The 16,862-nt window shown below is 57.3% G+C and carries 16 protein-coding genes and 1 tRNA gene; 11 read left to right on the forward strand and 6 right to left on the reverse strand.

Translation table 11 applies throughout. The features are described from left to right. Positions 1-156: 156 nt before the first annotated feature. The 3 genes from CWM57_RS15970 to CWM57_RS15980 all read right to left on the reverse strand — a co-directional run bounded on the left by CWM57_RS15970 (position 157) and on the right by CWM57_RS15980 (position 1,979). A complete protein-coding gene (locus CWM57_RS15970) occupies positions 157-639 on the reverse strand; it encodes a WbuC family cupin fold metalloprotein (protein ID WP_100676070.1) in 483 nt (160 codons plus the stop codon). A 247-nt stretch (positions 640-886) separates the two neighbouring features. After that, positions 887-961: transfer RNA gene (locus CWM57_RS15975), tRNA-Arg, on the reverse strand. Positions 962-1,049: 88 nt separating this feature from the next. After that, on the reverse strand, positions 1,050-1,979 hold the full coding sequence (locus tag CWM57_RS15980) for a formate/nitrite transporter family protein (protein ID WP_074387918.1): 930 nt from the start codon (positions 1,977-1,979) through the stop codon (positions 1,050-1,052). Positions 1,980-2,268: 289 nt separating this feature from the next. Here CWM57_RS15980 and mlaA point away from each other — a divergent pair, with 289 nt between their 5' ends. Next, entirely contained in the window at positions 2,269-3,030 is a 762-nt protein-coding gene (mlaA, locus tag CWM57_RS15985; protein ID WP_008803901.1) for a phospholipid-binding lipoprotein MlaA, read from the forward strand. Positions 3,031-3,091: 61 nt separating this feature from the next. Here the strand turns inward: mlaA and fadL are convergent, their stop codons facing one another. After that, positions 3,092-4,414, reverse strand: a complete 1,323-nt coding sequence (gene fadL, locus CWM57_RS15990; RefSeq protein ID WP_061153750.1) for a long-chain fatty acid transporter FadL — start codon at positions 4,412-4,414, stop codon at positions 3,092-3,094. A 373-nt stretch (positions 4,415-4,787) separates the two neighbouring features. Here fadL and CWM57_RS15995 point away from each other — a divergent pair, with 373 nt between their 5' ends. From CWM57_RS15995 to sixA, 4 genes are all read left to right on the forward strand, one after another. Beyond that, a complete protein-coding gene (locus tag CWM57_RS15995; RefSeq protein WP_012967491.1) occupies positions 4,788-5,072 on the forward strand; it encodes a YfcZ/YiiS family protein in 285 nt (94 codons plus the stop codon). 157 nt (positions 5,073-5,229) lie between these two features. After that, on the forward strand, positions 5,230-6,540 hold the full coding sequence (gene fadI, locus CWM57_RS16000; protein WP_008803904.1) for an acetyl-CoA C-acyltransferase FadI: 1,311 nt from the start codon (positions 5,230-5,232) through the stop codon (positions 6,538-6,540). Beyond that, entirely contained in the window at positions 6,540-8,684 is a 2,145-nt protein-coding gene (gene fadJ, locus CWM57_RS16005) for a fatty acid oxidation complex subunit alpha FadJ (protein ID WP_100676071.1), read from the forward strand. The genes fadI and fadJ overlap by 1 nt, the downstream gene beginning before the upstream one ends. Positions 8,685-8,893: 209 nt before the next feature. Further along, on the forward strand, positions 8,894-9,379 hold the full coding sequence (gene sixA, locus CWM57_RS16010) for a phosphohistidine phosphatase SixA (RefSeq protein WP_008803906.1): 486 nt from the start codon (positions 8,894-8,896) through the stop codon (positions 9,377-9,379). A gap of 18 nt (positions 9,380-9,397) precedes the next feature. Here the strand turns inward: sixA and smrB are convergent, their stop codons facing one another. Then, positions 9,398-9,949 (reverse strand): endonuclease SmrB, encoded by a 552-nt coding sequence (gene smrB / locus CWM57_RS16015; protein WP_100676072.1) that lies wholly within the window; start codon positions 9,947-9,949, stop codon positions 9,398-9,400. A 167-nt stretch (positions 9,950-10,116) separates the two neighbouring features. Here smrB and prmB point away from each other — a divergent pair, with 167 nt between their 5' ends. From prmB to CWM57_RS16045, 6 genes are read left to right on the forward strand one after another with little or no spacing between them, the layout of a single operon-like run. After that, complete coding sequence (prmB, locus tag CWM57_RS16020; protein WP_074387921.1) at positions 10,117-11,049, forward strand: 50S ribosomal protein L3 N(5)-glutamine methyltransferase; 933 nt, start codon at positions 10,117-10,119, stop codon at positions 11,047-11,049. A 41-nt stretch (positions 11,050-11,090) separates the two neighbouring features. Continuing rightward, positions 11,091-12,176: a chorismate synthase gene (gene aroC / locus CWM57_RS16025; protein ID WP_061153754.1), complete on the forward strand. Its 1,086-nt coding sequence runs from the start codon at positions 11,091-11,093 to the stop codon at positions 12,174-12,176. Between the two features lie 2 nt (positions 12,177-12,178). Beyond that, on the forward strand, positions 12,179-13,003 hold the full coding sequence (gene mepA / locus CWM57_RS16030; RefSeq protein WP_074387922.1) for a penicillin-insensitive murein endopeptidase: 825 nt from the start codon (positions 12,179-12,181) through the stop codon (positions 13,001-13,003). After that, positions 13,003-13,812: a sulfite exporter TauE/SafE family protein gene (locus CWM57_RS16035; RefSeq protein ID WP_008803911.1), complete on the forward strand. Its 810-nt coding sequence runs from the start codon at positions 13,003-13,005 to the stop codon at positions 13,810-13,812. Before mepA ends, CWM57_RS16035 begins: the two co-directional genes overlap by 1 nt. Next, entirely contained in the window at positions 13,812-14,360 is a 549-nt protein-coding gene (locus CWM57_RS16040; protein WP_100676073.1) for an elongation factor P hydroxylase, read from the forward strand. The genes CWM57_RS16035 and CWM57_RS16040 overlap by 1 nt, the downstream gene beginning before the upstream one ends. Before the next feature lie 31 nt (positions 14,361-14,391). Next, positions 14,392-14,673, forward strand: coding sequence for a YfcL family protein (locus CWM57_RS16045; protein WP_008803913.1), 282 nt, complete (start codon positions 14,392-14,394; stop codon positions 14,671-14,673). A gap of 61 nt (positions 14,674-14,734) precedes the next feature. Here CWM57_RS16045 and mnmC read toward each other — a convergent pair whose 3' ends face one another. Next, positions 14,735-16,723 (reverse strand): bifunctional tRNA (5-methylaminomethyl-2-thiouridine)(34)-methyltransferase MnmD/FAD-dependent 5-carboxymethylaminomethyl-2-thiouridine(34) oxidoreductase MnmC, encoded by a 1,989-nt coding sequence (mnmC, locus tag CWM57_RS16050; protein WP_100676074.1) that lies wholly within the window; start codon positions 16,721-16,723, stop codon positions 14,735-14,737. Positions 16,724-16,862: the final 139 nt, after the last annotated feature.

The following is a 16,862-nucleotide window of genomic DNA, read 5'->3' on the forward strand; positions in this document are numbered from 1 at the left end:
AGTTTACTGACTATAACCATTTCTCTCTTTTTAGCAGGAATGCGGAAGGTGAGTATGCGCTAAGTGTGAAGAAAGTAGCGGTCAATTCGACAAACTTTATGGCCGGCTGGGAAGAATCAAACAGACGACTGGAGCATCTGTTTGATATACCTGATGTTATTGCGGCGTTGACAGGAAACGGTCACCCGGCTGCGCGATGGCATACCATGCCATCATCTCTGCGGTGCCCGGTTGGCCTTCGGCAGGCGCCCAGGCCATGGTGTCAACTTCGGCAAGCGGTTGGTAAGCACCTTGCTTAACTTCAAAAACCATCCCGCCCGGGTCGAGCGAGAGCACCGTATGCCAGGTACCGGCTTCCATTTCCAGCGCTGTACAGGTTTCACCCAGCACCACCCGGCGGGTGACTACGCCATTATCATCAAAATTCAGTACCACAAAGCGGCCTTTCAGCGGCAGCAAAAGTTCGAAAGTATGTCTGTGCCGGTGCGGACGGATATAGGTGCCGGGTTCCATCGCAATAGCGAGGCGTTGTACCGGGTCATTTAGTTCGGGATGAAAATTGCGATGGGCACGCAAGCGCGGGGCACTGGCCGCCGCTTCGCTCTGCTGCTGCATATCGCTGAAGGTAATCTGTTTCATATCAACGCCTGGCTCCTGTATCGTCCAGAGAAGGTTGCAACGGGATAGTGGCTTATTAAGGCGTAAGCCAAAGAGTATTGTACGCAGAAAGCGCGTTCTTGTCGGTTTATTGTCTGTGTGATTGGCAGCTGGCCCTTCCTTGCCCGGCTAATCCATACGTGGATTATGTCAGCTAATTATGATTACAAGAAGAGTACGTCCTGGCTGGCATTTAAGTCATTGTGGGAAATGGCGGGCAATGTTTATATGGTGTCCCCTGCAGGAATCGAACCTGCAACTAGCCCTTAGGAGGGGCTCGTTATATCCATTTAACTAAGGGGACAAGGCGGTGCGAGTATAGCGTTTTTTGCCCGCCTGAGTAAGAGCCATACCGTCTGACTGCTTAAACCCTCGCCACTCAGGGCGCTTTTTTATGCCCGGTCGGCGTTTTTGGCGTTCTCCGCAGCCTGGGCGCGGGCTTCCGCTTTTCGCTTGCTGCTCATATCGTTACGGATCTGCGCATGGCTCAGCAGCGCGAAGATGAAGGTCCCGCCGCAGATATTTCCCGCCAGCGTCGGCAGGGCGAACGGCCAGATGAAGTCGCTCCAGGGCAGACTTCCGTTAAACACCAGATAAAAGATCTCGACCGATCCCACCACAATATGAGTCGTATCCGCCAGGGCGATAAGCCAGGTCATGAGAATAATCACCACGATCTTGGCCGCACCGGCGACAGGAAACATCCAGACCATAGTGGCGACCAGCCAGCCGGAAATAATCGCATTAGCGAACATCTCCGTCGGGCTGTTTTTCATTACGTCTTCGGCGATGCTGACAAAGGCCTGACGAGTGGGTTCATCAAAGACGGGCATAAAATTGAAGGCCCATGCGGCCACTGCGGTACCGATGAGGTTGCCAGCCAGCACCACCGACCATAACCGCATCAGCAAACCGACGTTACCTGGGGTGGGATTGTGCATCACCGGCAGTACGGCGGTAACCGTATTTTCCGTGAACAGCTGCTGGCGGGCCATGATCACGATAATAAAGCCGAAGGTATACCCGAGATTTTCCAGTAAAAACCCGCCCGGGAGCCCCTCTAGTTTGACGTGAAAAATGCCTTTTGCCAGCAGGGAGGCGCCCATCGACAGACCGGCCGCAATGGCTGACCACAGCAGTGCCAGCGCATCGCGCTCCATCTCTTTTTCCCCTTCCTGGCGAATATGTTCATGGATGGCCATCGCCCGCGAGGGCAGGCGATCTTCATCCACTTCTATTTCCTCTCCGCGCTGTTTTTCTTCACTTTCGACTTCTCGCTCGTCATCCGCTGGTTTTAATTTGTTATCGTCTAGTTCATCCATTTCGTGGCCCTCGCTATCAATCTATATAGTTATAGCGTAGCGGCTTTCCCTGCCGTCTGGCTGGGCATACTCTGAAATCGCAAAAATGGTAACGTCAGATTTTTGTTGCTCCGGTAGAATAGGAGCCCCGCGATCTCGTTATTCCCAGGCTATGATCAAATCAACAACTTGGGTGATATAGACATCGTTCAACGTGCTGTTACAATCGCTCACATCTATACGGGCGGAAACGTTGTCTTTCCGTCATGGATGGCAACTCGCGATAGCCATAAAAACCAGGGAGACACCTATGAATTATCGCCTGTCGGCGCTTGCGCTTGGCGCCACATTGCTGGTGGGATGTGCCAGTTCCAGCTCTGGCGATCAGCCGCAGGGGCGTTCAGACCCGTTAGAAGGGTTTAACCGCACGATGTTCAATTTCAACTTTAACGTGGTTGACCCTTACGTGCTTCGCCCGGTGGCAGTGGCATGGCGTGACTATGTTCCGCAGCCGGCGCGCAATGGTTTAAGCAACTTCACCAGCAACCTGGAAGAGCCGGCGGTAATGGTGAACTCCTTCCTGCAGGGCGACCCCTATAAAGGTATGGTGCACTTTACCCGCTTCTTCCTGAACACTATCCTCGGGATGGGCGGTCTGATCGATGTCGCGGGCATGGCGAATCCGCAGCTGCAGCGCGTTGAACCGCATCGTTTCGGCAGCACGCTCGGCCATTATGGCGTCGGCTATGGTCCGTATGTGCAACTGCCATTCTACGGCAGCTTTACGCTGCGCGATGAAGGTGGCGATATGGCCGATGGCCTGTACCCGGTGCTCTCCTGGTTGACCTGGCCGATGTCGATTGGCAAATGGGCTGTCGAAGGGATTGAAACGCGTGCTCAGCTGTTGGATTCCGACGGTCTGCTGCGTCAGTCTTCCGATCCTTACATTTTGGTGCGTGAAGCTTACTTCCAGCGTCATGACTTTATCGCCAACGGCGGTAAGCTGACCCCGGCGGACAACCCGAATGCCCAGGCTATTCAGGATGAACTGAAAGACATCGATTCCCAGTAATCTGCGAACGATAAAAAAAGGGTGAACATGTTGTTCACCCTTTTTTGTTGCGCGCGGCTTATCAGAAGCGGTAGTTGAAGTTGGCGCCGTACAGCCAGGCGGTCCCTTCGGAACGGAAGGTATACGGACCTTCCTTAATTTCAACGTGCTGGCCGTGCATATAGGAAAGACCGACGTCAACCGACGCATCCTTGTTGAACGCGTAAGTGGTACCCGCGCTCAGCCACAGGCGATCCTGGTCAGGAATGGAGATGGAGCGGTTGTTGGCCGGCACCGGGCTGTCATCGAAGGCGATACCGGTGCGGAAGGTCCAGTTATCGTCGTAATAATAAGTGGTCCCCAGCGCGATGCGGTAGGCATCCTTAAAGCCTTCCTCTTTATAGAACAGCGTCTGGCCGTTGCTGCCGGTGGCTTTCAGCTCCTGGAACTGACTCCAGCTGGTGTAGGTCAGGCTATAGTGGACCGCCCACTGCGGCGCCACGCGGTTATAGCCCGACAGCTCCCACATTTCCGGCAGGTTAAGGGTCAGTGAACCGCCGGTGGTCTGGCCGTTAGTGCCCGCTGGCAGACCGAAGTTGCCGAGGATTTGGTTATAGGCCGCCGGCAGGCTGCTGCGGTAGTTACCGTCGAAGTCGATCTTCACCTCGGAACGGTAGGTAAAACCGTAGCGGTTGTTCTTATCCAGCTCATAGAGAATACCGGCGTTCCAGCCAAAGCCCCAGGCGTTACCGTTAAGATGGGCGATCTGCGTGTCGGCAGGGATCTTCGCCACCTGGCCTGCCAGCGCTGGCGGCAGCGCGCCAGAGCCTGCGACAATCTGACCCAGGTCACCTGCATAGCGCTCGATCTTCGCCTTGGCGTAGACCGCGTCAAAACCTAAGCCAAAGCTCCAGTTGCTGTCGAGACGGTAGGCGCCGCTCAGGTTGAAGTTAGCGGTGGTCAGGTCGGTTTTACCGCCCATGCTGCCAGCCGCATAGTCGTCGTTGTATTCCGTTGCCAGGCCGTAGTTAGAGGTAATGGATGCCCCCCAACCGAATTGATCGTTAATCGGCGCGACAAAGTGGAAGTTGGGTACCCACGCCGTCGGGGCGATATTGTCCGCATTCAGGCTCTTGCCGGTGGGAGAGGTGCCGGAGACATTGACACCCGGGTCAACAAAAACGGCGCCCGCCGACATAGTTGGACGGTCAAACATCATAATCAATGCCGGGTTACGACTGGCATTGCCTGCATCGTCTGCGATAGCCCCTTCACCGGAATAGGCCCGACCCAGCCCTGATGAAGAGAATTCGTTGAGCTGGAAGCCTGCTGACCAGGCCTGGGTGGAAACAAGTGCTACAGCCACTGCAAGGGCAGATTGGGTAAAGCGGGTTTTCTGGCTCATGCCCATAACCTCATTGAGTTATTTTTTTTTAAACTATGTTACATGCCGTAACAGAAGCGCGGAAGTGTAGGGTCTGTGTTACAACAGAGAAATCAGACCAGTGCGCTGAGTATAGGTCTGACCAGATGAGTTGTTGCAAGTTTGTTTATGAAGTTTTTCAATTGTGATAACAGAAACGCGATCCAGCTGGCAAAATTGTCGGGGGGAGTAAGAGGCAGAAAAGGTGATTTTTGTTTTAGATCATTTTTAAGTGTGATTTCTGTCACTTAACGCGGTGATGGCGATTCTCGGCTGGAGGCTCACCGGGGGCAGGGCGTAAAATAGGCACATTATTTGTCTGGCGCCGAAGGTGCCTATACAGAGGAAATCTACGATGAGTAAATGTAGCGCTGATGAAACCCCGGTATGCTGCTGTATGGATGTTGGTACCATTGTGGACAACACCGACTGCACCGCCTCATACAGCCGCGTGTTCGCCAACCGCGCTGAAGCGGAGCAAACGCTCGCTGCGCTGAGCGAGAAAGCGCGTAATGTGCAATCTGAACCGTGCAAAATCAACCCGACCTTCACCGACGTTGACGGCGGCGTACAGCTGGATATCGATTTTATTTTTAGCTGCGAAGCCGAATCGCTGATCTTCCAGTTAGGATTACGTTAATCCCTCCGTTTAACGCCCCGTAGAAGGGGCGTTACCTTTCTGTTCAATGTGTTTTGGCTCGCAATTTTTCGCTTCCCCGATTGGCTTAATGTAAAAAATTAGTTAAGACTGTTATCAGGTCAGACCACTTGGTTGTTTTGCTTAACAGGGGAGCGTTATGAGTCAGGCATTACCGCTTATCACCCGTCAGGGCGATCGCATTGCCATTGTCAGGGGTTTACGCACGCCATTTGCGCGCCAGGCAACGGTTTTTCATGGCGTTCCGGCCGTTGATTTAGGAAAAATGGTCGTTGGCGAAATGCTCGCCCGGAGTGACATTCCCGCGGACGTCATTGAGCAACTGGTATTTGGTCAGGTGGTGCAGATGCCGGAAGCGCCGAATATCGCCCGGGAAATCGTGCTCGGCACCGGAATGAGCGTGCACACCGATGCCTACAGCGTCAGCCGCGCCTGCGCCACCAGCTTCCAGGCCGTGGCGAATGTCGCTGAAAGCCTGATGGCTGGCACCATCCGCGCCGGTATCGCCGGCGGCGCCGACTCCTCCTCTGTGTTGCCCATTGGGGTCAGTAAAACGCTGGCCCGCACGCTGGTGGATGCCAATAAGGCCCGCACGCTGAGCCAGAAACTGAAGCTATTTTCACGTCTGCGGCCGCGCGACCTGCTGCCGGTCCCCCCGGCAGTGGCGGAATATTCAACCGGTTTGCGGATGGGCGATACCGCCGAGCAGATGGCAAAAAGCTGGGGGATCACCCGGGAACAACAGGATGCGCTGGCGCATCGTTCGCACCAGCTGGCGGCCAAAGCCTGGGAAGAGGGAAAGTTGTCAGCCGAGGTGATGACCGCCTACGCACCCCCCTTCCGCGAACCGCTGGAGCAGGACAACAATATTCGTAAAAATTCAACCCTCGCAGATTACCAAAAATTACGCCCTGCCTTTGACCGCAAACATGGCACCGTCACCGCTGCCAACAGCACGCCGCTGACGGACGGCGCGGCGGCGGTGATCCTGATGACCGAGTCGAGGGCCAAAGAGCTGGGGCTGACGCCGCTGGGTTATCTGCGCAGCTATGCCTTTACCGCCATCGACGTCTGGCAGGATATGCTGCTGGGGCCCGCATGGTCCACGCCGCTGGCGCTGGAGCGGGCAGGTCTGACGCTGGCGGATCTGACGCTTATTGATATGCACGAAGCTTTTGCCGCGCAGACGCTGGCCAATCTCCAGTGTCTGGCAAGCGAGCGTTTTGCTCGTGAAGTGCTGGGACGCTCGCAGGCCACCGGTGAGGTGGATGAGAGCAAGTTTAACGTCCTCGGCGGATCTATTGCTTACGGTCATCCTTTTGCTGCCACCGGCGCGCGGATGATCACCCAGACGCTGCATGAGCTGCGGCGACGGGGCGGGGGATTCGGTCTGGTGACGGCCTGCGCGGCAGGTGGTCTGGGTGCGGCGATGATCGTGGAGGCTGAATAATGGATGCTGTTTCCGCTTTTAAGCTTGAGGTCCGTGCGGACAAGATCGCGGTGATCACCATCGATGCCCCGGGTGAGAAAATGAATACCCTGAAAGCCGAGTTCGGCAATCAGGTGCGGGGGCTGATACGCCAGATTCGTGATGATAAGTCGGTGCGCGGCGTGGTGTTTATTTCCGCCAAAGCGGATAACTTTATCGCCGGCGCAGACATTAACATGATTGCCCGCTGCCGCAGCGCGCAGGAAGCGGAAGCGCTGGCGCGCCAGGGACAGCAGATTATGGCTGAGATCCATGGCTTGTCGATCCCGGTGATTGCCGCCATCCACGGCGCCTGCCTTGGCGGCGGTCTGGAACTGGCGCTGGCCTGTCATGGCCGGATCTGTAGCGATGACGAAAAAACCCGTCTCGGTTTGCCGGAAGTGCAGCTTGGCCTGCTGCCGGGCTCCGGGGGAACGCAGCGTTTACCGCGGCTGATTGGCGTCAGTACAGCGCTGGATATGATGCTTACCGGCAGGCAGCTGCGTGCGCGCCAGGCGCTGAAGGCCGGTCTGGTAGACGAGGTGGTTCCGCAGGCGATTTTATTGCAGGCGGCGGTGGAGCTGGCGCTGAAGGGGCGACCGGCCAGTCGGGATATGCCCGTACGAGAACGCGTGCTGGCGGGGCCTTTGGGCCGTCATCTGTTATTCCATTTCGTCGGCAAACAAACGCAGCGCAAGACCCAGGGGAATTATCCGGCGGTGAAGCGAATTCTGCAGGTTGTCGAGAATGGCCTGGCCCACGGCTGCAGCAGCGGTTACGCCGAAGAAGCTCGCGCGTTTGGCGAACTGGCGATGACCCCGCAGTCGCAAGCGCTGCGTTCGATCTTTTTTGCCAGTACCGATCTGAAAAAAGACCGTGGCGCCGAAGCCGAGCCCGGACCGCTGACGAGCATTGCGGTGCTGGGCGGCGGCCTGATGGGCGGGGGGATCGCCTATGTGACCGCCTGTAAGGGCGGGCTGCCGGTGCGCATTAAAGATATCCAGTCGCGTGGCATTAACCATGCCTTAAAGTACAGCTGGGATCTGCTGAATAAACAGGTCCGCCAGCGTCGACTGCGTCCCAGCGAGCGCGATCGCCAGATGGCGCTGATCTCCGGCGCCACCGACTATCAGGGCTTTGCTCATCGCGACGTGGTGATCGAGGCGGTATTTGAGGACCTGGCCCTGAAGCAGCGGATGGTCAGCGAAGTGGAGCAATACAGTGGGCCGCAGACCATCTTTGCGTCGAACACCTCATCGTTACCGATAGGCGATATTGCCGCCCAGGCCCGTCGCCCCGAGCGGGTGATCGGCCTGCATTTCTTCAGTCCGGTGGAAAAAATGCCGCTGGTTGAAGTGATCCCGCATAAGGGAACCGATCCGCAGGCTATCGCCACCGTGGTGCAACTGGCTAAACGTCAGGGGAAAACGCCGATTGTGGTGGGGGATAAAGCGGGCTTCTATGTGAACCGCATCCTCGCGCCTTATATCAATGAAGCGATGCGCCTGCTGGTGGAGGGCGAACCGGTTGAAGAGATTGATAAGGCCTTGGTTAAATTCGGTTTCCCGGTAGGGCCAATCCAGCTACTGGATGAGGTTGGTATCGATACCGGCACCAAAATTATCCCCGTACTGGAGAGCGCGTTTGGAGAACGTTTTAGCCCACCTGCAAACATCATTGACGCGATTTTGAAGGACGATCGCAAAGGTAGAAAAAATAATCGTGGTTTCTATCTTTATGAGACAAAAGGGCGTAAAAGCAAAAAACGGCCCGACCAGGCAGTCTATCCGCTGCTCGGCATCGACCGCCCCCAGTCGCGGCTCTCCGCGCAGCAGGTGGCGGAACGCTGTGTGATGATGATGCTTAACGAGGCGGCGCGCTGCTTTGATGAGCAGATTATCCGTAGCGCGCGCGATGGCGATATCGGCGCCGTCTTTGGTATAGGGTTTCCGCCATTTCTTGGCGGCCCGTTCCGGTATATGGATACTATCGGCGCGGGTGAAGTAGCCGCGATCCTGCAGCGCCTGGCCGCCCAGTACGGCCCACGTTTTACACCCTGTGACACTTTATTACGCATGGCCGAACAGGGGACAACCTTTTGGCCAGCGGATGAACGGCTGACCTAAGTTGTGGTCAAAGAAGATAAATCCGGCTGCGGATGACGCTGTTGATTGGCTGTTTTGTAAACAATGATTGACTATACTTACGCCATTGAGGTAAAAAACAGCGTTTCATTCGTTGAATGGATCAGGCACAATGCCCGGCCACCGGGTCACCTGCGTATTGTCTTCGCAGGCCAAACTACGGTGCTTCTGGTTAACAAAAGCGGTGCAATATGCAAGTTTTTATTATGCGTCACGGCGACGCTGCCCTCGATGCAGCCAGCGACTCAGTTCGTCCATTAACCGTATGCGGTTGTGATGAGTCTCGTCAGATGGCAACCTGGCTGAAAGGTCAAAAAGTGGATATTGAGCGCGTTCTTGTCAGTCCCTATCTGCGTGCAGAACAGACGCTGGATATTGTTGGGGAGTGCATGAACCTGCCGAAACATGTCGACGTGATGCCGGAACTCACGCCGTGCGGCGACGTAGGCCTGGTTAGCGCCTATCTGCAGGCGCTGGCGAATGAAGGCGTGGCGACGGCGCTGGTCGTCTCCCACCTGCCGCTGGTGGGGTACCTGGTCTCAGAGCTGTGTCCGGGGGAAACGCCTCCGATGTTCACCACCTCGGCTATCGCCTGCGTGACGCTGGACGCCGACGGCAAGGGTGAATACCTCTGGCAGAAAAGCCCCTGCAATCTCAAGATGGCCAACGCCATCTGACGGCCCCGGAGCCCGCCGTTAAGGCAGCTCCGGCGGTTGCCACTCCTCTACCTCAATCAGTATCAGCAGTGCGGCGTCACCGCCGTACTCTTTTGGTGCCTGGTGAAACGCCATAATATGCGGGTGTTGCGCCAGCCACAGCGGGGTTTGCTGTTTGAGAATATGTTTGCCGTGCCCGTGCATCACACAGGCGCAAAACACATGTTCGCGGCGGCAGGCGGCAACCAGCGCGCCCAGCTCCTGTTTGGCCTGCTGCTGGGTGAGCCCATGCAGATCGAGAAACAGTTCCGGCGAATAATCCCCTCGGCGCAGCTTTTTCAGCTCAAAATGGCTGACGTCGGGGCGGACATATTTCGTTGAGCCTTCGGTATTCAGTAGCGGCTGAAACTCATCGGAGAAATAGTGGCTGTTATCGGCCTGTTCCTGCAGCAAACGCTTCGGGGCAACCTCGGTGATTTTCTTGCGCTGCGGGCGGTGAACGATGGTGTCCTGCTTGATCTTTCGCGTGCCGGTCATCAGCTGACGGAACAGCGCCTGATCCTCCTCGCTTAGCGATGTCTTCTTTTTCATTGTCCGCTCTCATTAATACTTTGCGCTAGTTTACCCGACTCAATATCCCTTCGGGCAAGGAAAACCTGTTTTTTCCCCAGCCACCCTACGCAAGAATGCTGATTTATCGCCGTCTTCATGGCACACTAGCCGCCGAATTTATAGCAGAGTGTGCCCTGGAGGTTGTCGTGGATAAAATTTTTGTTGATGAGGCAGTCAATGAGCTGCATACCATTCAGGACATGCTGCGCTGGGCGGTAAGCCGTTTCAGTGCTGCTAATATCTGGTACGGTCACGGCACTGATAACCCGTGGGACGAGGCAGTACAGCTGGTGCTGCCGTCGCTCTACCTGCCGCTGGATATCCCGGAAGATATGCGGACTGCGCGTCTGACCTCCAGCGAGAAACACCGCATCGTTGAGCGGGTGATCCGCCGCGTGAACGAGCGCATTCCCGTCGCCTATCTGACCAACAAAGCGTGGTTCTGCGGGCATGAGTTTTACGTCGATGAGCGGGTGCTGGTCCCGCGCTCCCCGATTGGCGAACTGATCAACAATCAGTTTGCCGGGCTGATTAACCATAAGCCGCAGCATATCCTTGATATGTGCACCGGCAGCGGCTGCATCGCCATCGCCTGCGCCTATGCTTTCCCGGAAGCCGAAGTCGACGCCGTGGATATTTCCCCGGACGCGCTGGCCGTCGCCGAGCACAATGTTGAGTCCCACGGGCTGATCCATCAGGTTACGCCGATCCGCTCCGACCTGTTCCGCGATCTGCCGAAGCTGCAGTACGATCTGATCGTCACCAATCCGCCGTACGTGGACGAAGAGGATATGGCCGATCTGCCGGAAGAGTATGAGCATGAGCCCGTGCTGGGTCTGGCCTCTGGTAGCGACGGCCTGAAGCTGACGCGCCGCATCCTCGGCAACGCGCCGGATTATCTCAGCGATGACGGGATTCTGATTTGTGAAGTCGGTAACAGCATGGTACATCTGATGGAGCAATATCCGGACGTGCCGTTTACCTGGCTTGAGTTTGATAACGGCGGCGACGGCGTCTTTATGCTGACCAAACAGCAGCTGATTGACGCCCGCGCGCACTTCGGTATTTATAAAGACTAAAAAAACAACACGCCAACATAACGAAAAAGATTGGAGCCGTGATGGCAGGAAATACAATTGGACAACTCTTTCGCGTCACTACCTTCGGCGAATCGCACGGCCTGGCGCTGGGCTGCATCGTCGACGGCGTGCCGCCGGGCATCCCGCTGACCGAAGCCGACCTGCAGCACGACCTCGATCGTCGTCGCCCGGGCACCTCGCGTTACACCACGCAGCGTCGCGAGCCGGATCAGGTCAAAATTCTTTCCGGCGTCTTCGAAGGCGTTACTACCGGGACCAGTATCGGTCTGCTGATTGAGAACACCGATCAGCGTTCGCAGGATTACGGCGCGATCAAAGATCTGTTCCGTCCGGGCCATGCCGATTACACCTACGAGCAAAAGTATGGTCTGCGTGACTATCGCGGCGGCGGTCGTTCCTCCGCCCGTGAAACGGCGATGCGCGTGGCGGCCGGGGCGATTGCCAAAAAATTCCTCGCCGCGAAGTTCGGCATTGTCATTCGCGGCTGCCTGACGCAGATGGGTGATATTCCGCTGGCCATCAAAGACTGGGATCAGGTCGAGCAGAATCCGTTCTTCTGCCCGGACCCGGATAAAATCGACGCTCTGGATGAACTGATGCGCGGCCTGAAAAAAGAGGGTGACTCCATTGGCGCGAAAGTGACGGTGGTGGCTGACGGCGTACCGCCGGGCCTCGGCGAGCCGGTCTTCGATCGCCTGGATGCCGATATCGCCCACGCGCTGATGAGTATCAACGCCGTGAAAGGGGTGGAAATTGGCGACGGCTTCGACGTGGTGAAGCTGCGCGGCAGCGAAAACCGCGATGAAATCACCAAAGATGGATTCCAGAGCAACCACGCCGGCGGCATTCTTGGCGGCATCAGCAGCGGACAGCAGATCGTTGCCCATATCGCGCTGAAACCTACCTCCAGTATTACCGTTCCCGGTCATACGATTAACCGCTTTGGCGAAGAAGTGGAGATGATCACTAAAGGGCGTCACGATCCGTGTGTCGGCATTCGCGCCGTACCGATCGCTGAGGCGATGCTGGCGATCGTCCTGATGGATCACTTTATGCGTCAGCGCGCGCAGAATGGCGATGTGACGACGACAATTCCACGCTGGTAACCATGAAAAACACCGTTATCGCACTGCTCGCGCTGCTGGCTAGCGCCGGTACCCTGGCCGCGACGCCGTGGCAGAAAATATCCCAGCCGATCGGCGGCAGTGCCCAGTCAATCGGCGCATTTTCCAATGGCTGTATCGTGGGCGCCGAGGCGCTCCCTCTGAGCGCCACCGGCTATCAGGTGATGCGTACCGATCAGCGTCGCTACTTCGGTCATCCGGATCTGGTTCAGTTTATTCAGCGCCTGAGTAATCAGGTGCACAATAAAGGAATGGGAACCGTGCTGATTGGCGACATGGGGATGCCGGCGGGCGGGCGCTTTAACGGCGGTCACGCCAGTCACCAGACGGGCCTGGATGTCGATATTTTCCTCCAGCTGCCGCAAACGCGCTGGACATCGTCTCAGCTGTTGAAGCCGCAGGCGCTGGATCTGGTCGCCAGCGACGGCAAGCACGTGGTGCCGTCGCTGTGGAGCCCGCAAATCAGCCAGCTGATCAAGCTGGCGGCGGAAGATAGCGAGGTCACCCGTATTTTCGTCAACCCGGCGATTAAACAGCAACTGTGCCTGGACGCGGGCAGCGACCGCCAGTGGCTGCGTAAAGTCCGTCCCTGGTTCCAGCATCGCGCTCATATGCACGTCCGACTGCGTTGCCCGGCGGGAAGTCTGGAGTGCGAGGATCAGGCGCCACCGCCGCCCGGCGATGGCTGCGGAGCGGAGCTGCAGAGCTGGTTCGAACCACCTAAACCCGGGTCTACCCCCCCTGTGAAGAAGACGCCGCCGCCGCTGCCGCCTTCCTGCCAGGCGCTACTGGATGAGCATGTGCTGTAATGGATAGTTTTATCGAGTTGTTTGCCGTATCGCCGTTGGTGCTGGTGGTACTCTTCTTTGTCGCCATCCTGGCCGGTTTTATTGACTCACTGGCCGGAGGCGGGGGGTTACTGACCGTTCCGGCGTTGATGGCGGCAGGCATGCCGCCGGCGCAGGCGCTGGCGACCAATAAGCTGCAGGCCTGCGGCGGGTCGCTATCGGCGACCCTCTATTTTGTCCGCCGTAAGGTAGTCAGCCTCGCCGATCAGAAGCTGAATATTCTGATGACCTTTATCGGCTCAACCGCTGGTGCGCTGCTGGTCCAGCACGTCCAGTCCGATATTCTTAAGCAGATCCTGCCGTTGCTGGTGATCGGCATCGGTCTCTATTTTCTGCTGATGCCGAAACTGGGCGAAGCGGACCGGCAGCGTCGGCTGTACGGTCTGCCGTTTGCGCTGGTTGCTGGCGGCAGCGTAGGATTCTACGACGGCTTTTTTGGCCCCGGCGCCGGTTCGTTTTATGCACTGGCTTTTGTCACCCTGGCCGGATTTAACCTGGCGAAGTCGACGGCCCATGCCAAGCTGCTGAACGCGACCTCAAACGTCGGCGGTCTGCTGCTGTTTATCATCGGCGGGAAGGTCATCTGGGCCACCGGCTTTGTGATGATGGCCGGCCAGTTTATTGGCGCTCGCGCCGGCTCCCGGCTGGTGCTGAGTAAAGGGCAGTCGCTGATCCGGCCGATGATCGTTATCGTCTCGGCGGTGATGAGCGCGAAGCTTCTCTATGACAGCCACGGGGCTGAGATTTTGCAGTGGTTGGGAATTCATTAATGCAACAGCAACACCATTATCAGCAGCTGATTGACCTCTTCGACAGCTGCTTTGCCGAAGATTTTAATACTCGCCTGGTAAAAGGCGACGATGAACCGATCTACCTTCCGGCCGATGACGACACGCTCTATCACCGTATCGTGTTTGCGCACGGTTTCTTTGCCAGCGCCCTGCACGAGATTTCTCACTGGTGTGTCGCCGGCAAAGCGCGCCGCGAACAAGTCGATTTTGGCTACTGGTACTGCCCGGACGGCCGCGATGCAATGACTCAAAGCCAGTTTGAGGACGTCGAGGTGAAACCGCAGGCCTATGAGTGGCTGTTCTGCGTGGCGGCGGGATTTCCGTTTAACGTCAGCTGTGACAATCTGGAAGGAGACGTTGAGCCCGATCGCATCGCCTTCCAGCGCCGGGTCCATGCTCGGGTGATGACTTTGCTTGAACAAGGGCTCCCCGAACGTCCGGCGCGTTTTATTCGCGCATTGCAACATTATTATCAAACGCCGACATTGACGGCGGAACACTTTCCGTGGCCGGAAGACCTGCACTAAGGCCACACATTACATGACAAGAGGTAAGATGATGATCGCGGAGTTTGAATCACGCATTCTGGCGCTGATTGACAACATGGTAGACCACGCCAGTGATGATGAACTGTTTGCCGGCGGTTATCTGCGCGGCCACCTGACGCTGGCGGTGGCTGAGCTGGAAGGGGAGGGCGAGCATTCTGCTGAAGCGGTAAACAGTAAGGTCAGCCAGAGCCTGGAGAAGGCCATCAGCGCTGGCGAATTGTCGCCGCCGGACCAAATTCTGGTGCAGGGGATGTGGCATAACCTGTATCAACAGGCGAAAAATCAGGCCTGAGCCATGTTGTAGCCCGGGTCAGGCGTCAGCCGTACCCGGGAAATTGCCTGCCCTCATGGTTTTATTTCACCGCTTTTCCCTTCAGCAGTTTTCTCACCCACAGACGATTCGGATTCAGCGCCGCCAGGGTATCGCTATCCAGCGGCAGCGGTTCAGCGCTCATCTGCGCCGCCAGCAGCTCAGCGCTTAACGGCGCGGTGCAGAGACCCCGCGATCCGAGCGCGCCAAGCATAAACAGGTTGTGACAGACCGGCGCGCGACCGGCGTTATCCTGCTGTTCGTGGAGGCTGGCGTATTGCGTCAATATTGCCTGATAGTCCGGCACGTTACCGACCATTGGCAGGTGATCGCGGGTGGCGCAGCGTACACCGCAGCGGGCATCATTGGCGCTGATATCCACGTCCTGCGTCCAGTCCGCGTCCGGGAAGCAGTCGATCAACCGTTGCCGGTTGTGCTGCTGATCTTCCTCGCTGAAGGTGGTGTCGGTCTTCCCGCGATGGTAGCTGGCGCCAATGCAGTGCTGCTGATTGTGCGGATTCTGCGGCGTCAGGTAGCCATCGTAGCACAGCACCTGGCACAGGGCGGAAAGCTGCGGGGTGGTAGGTATATGACTGACCTGGCCGCCAACAGGGTAGACCGGCAGCTGGGCGGTTTGCGCAAAATCCGCGATGCTGTGGCCGTTGGCCAGCACCACCGCCTGATGATGCTGCTGCTGATTGAGCAGCCAGCCATCGCCTTCCATGCTGAGCGTTTCGACGTGATAACCATAGCGCACGTGCAGGCCGCGAGTTGCCGCCAGCGCCAGCAGCTCGGCGGTGAGCTGCTGCGGGCACAGCCAGCCGCCGGCCGGATAGGTGATGCCGCCGCAGCCGGTATCGACGCCGGTCAGCCCGACAACCTGTTCCGCCGTCACCGCGCAGGCGATGTCCGGGGGTAAATTCAGCGCCAGCATCTGGGCGATTTTGTGCGCGCTTTTTTCATCCCAGCCGAGCTGGGTGACGCCGCACCATTGATGATCGAACATCACCGGCAGCGCGTCATACATTCGGCGGGCGAAAGTAAAGGCCGCAGGGAAAAAGCGCGCCAGCGCCGGATCGTGCTGGCTTAACAGCGGATACAGCGCACCCTGGCGATTGCCGGAGGCGCCCTGCGCCGGGGCGTCGTCGGCGCAGTAGAGGGTCACCTGCCAGCCTCGGCGCAGCAACGCGAGGGAGAGCAGGGCGCTGGCGATCCCTCCACCGATGATGGCTGCCTCGCGGGCATCGCTGCTCCTGCGAGCGAACCAGGGCGCGCGCGCAGAAAAGCTCAGCGCTTGCGCCATCTCTCCGGCCAACATCTCCCGTTTGCGGCCGAAGCCTTTGCTTTTACGCATGGTAAAGCCGGCCTCCTGCAAACCGCGACGGACAAAACCAGCGGAAGTGAAGGTAGCCAGTGTCCCGCCAGGCCGCGCCAGGCGTGCCATGGCGTTAAACAGATCCTGAGTCCACATATCGGGATTTTTGGCCGGGGCAAAGCCGTCAAGAAACCAGGCGTCCACCTGCTGGTTTAGTGAATCATCCAGTTCCCTGGTCAGCTCGTTGATATCGCCAAACCACAGATCGAGCGTCACCCGTCCACCGTCGAGCAGAAGACGATGGCATCCGGCGAAGGCCGACGGCCATTGCGCCTGCAGTTGCTCCGCCCACGGAGCCAGCTCTGGCCAGCGCTGGTGCGCCAGGCGGAGATCTTCAGCCTTCAGTGGATATTTTTCAAAACTGATGAAATGTAACCTTTGCAGGGTAACGTCCGGGTTATCACGAACAAAAACGTCAAACGCCTGCCAGAGGGTCAGGAAATTGAGACCGGTGCCGAAGCCGCTCTCCGCGACGATAAACAGTGGCCGAGAGTGGCTGGCGAAGCGCTCCGGCAGGTGATTTCCACCGAGAAAAACGTAGCGCGTCTCTTCCAGACCATTGTCATTGGAAAAGTAAACATCGTCGAAATCTCGGGAAACAGGTGTACCCTCAGCGTTGAATTCCAGGTTGGCTGGTTGTATGACGTTTTGTTTCACGTAAGTTACTCGAATTACAAGGCGTAGCACGATCTTAACGATGTGTGCCTGAGGGCGCAAATTTATACATAAATTGTCTGATCGGACTTGTTCGGCGTACAAGTGTACGCTATCGTGCGACACGAAACTTAAAATAGTG

The sequence above is a fragment of the Klebsiella sp. G-Nf4 genome (assembly GCF_002810615.1).
GTDB lineage: Bacteria > Pseudomonadota > Gammaproteobacteria > Enterobacterales > Enterobacteriaceae > Klebsiella > Klebsiella variicola.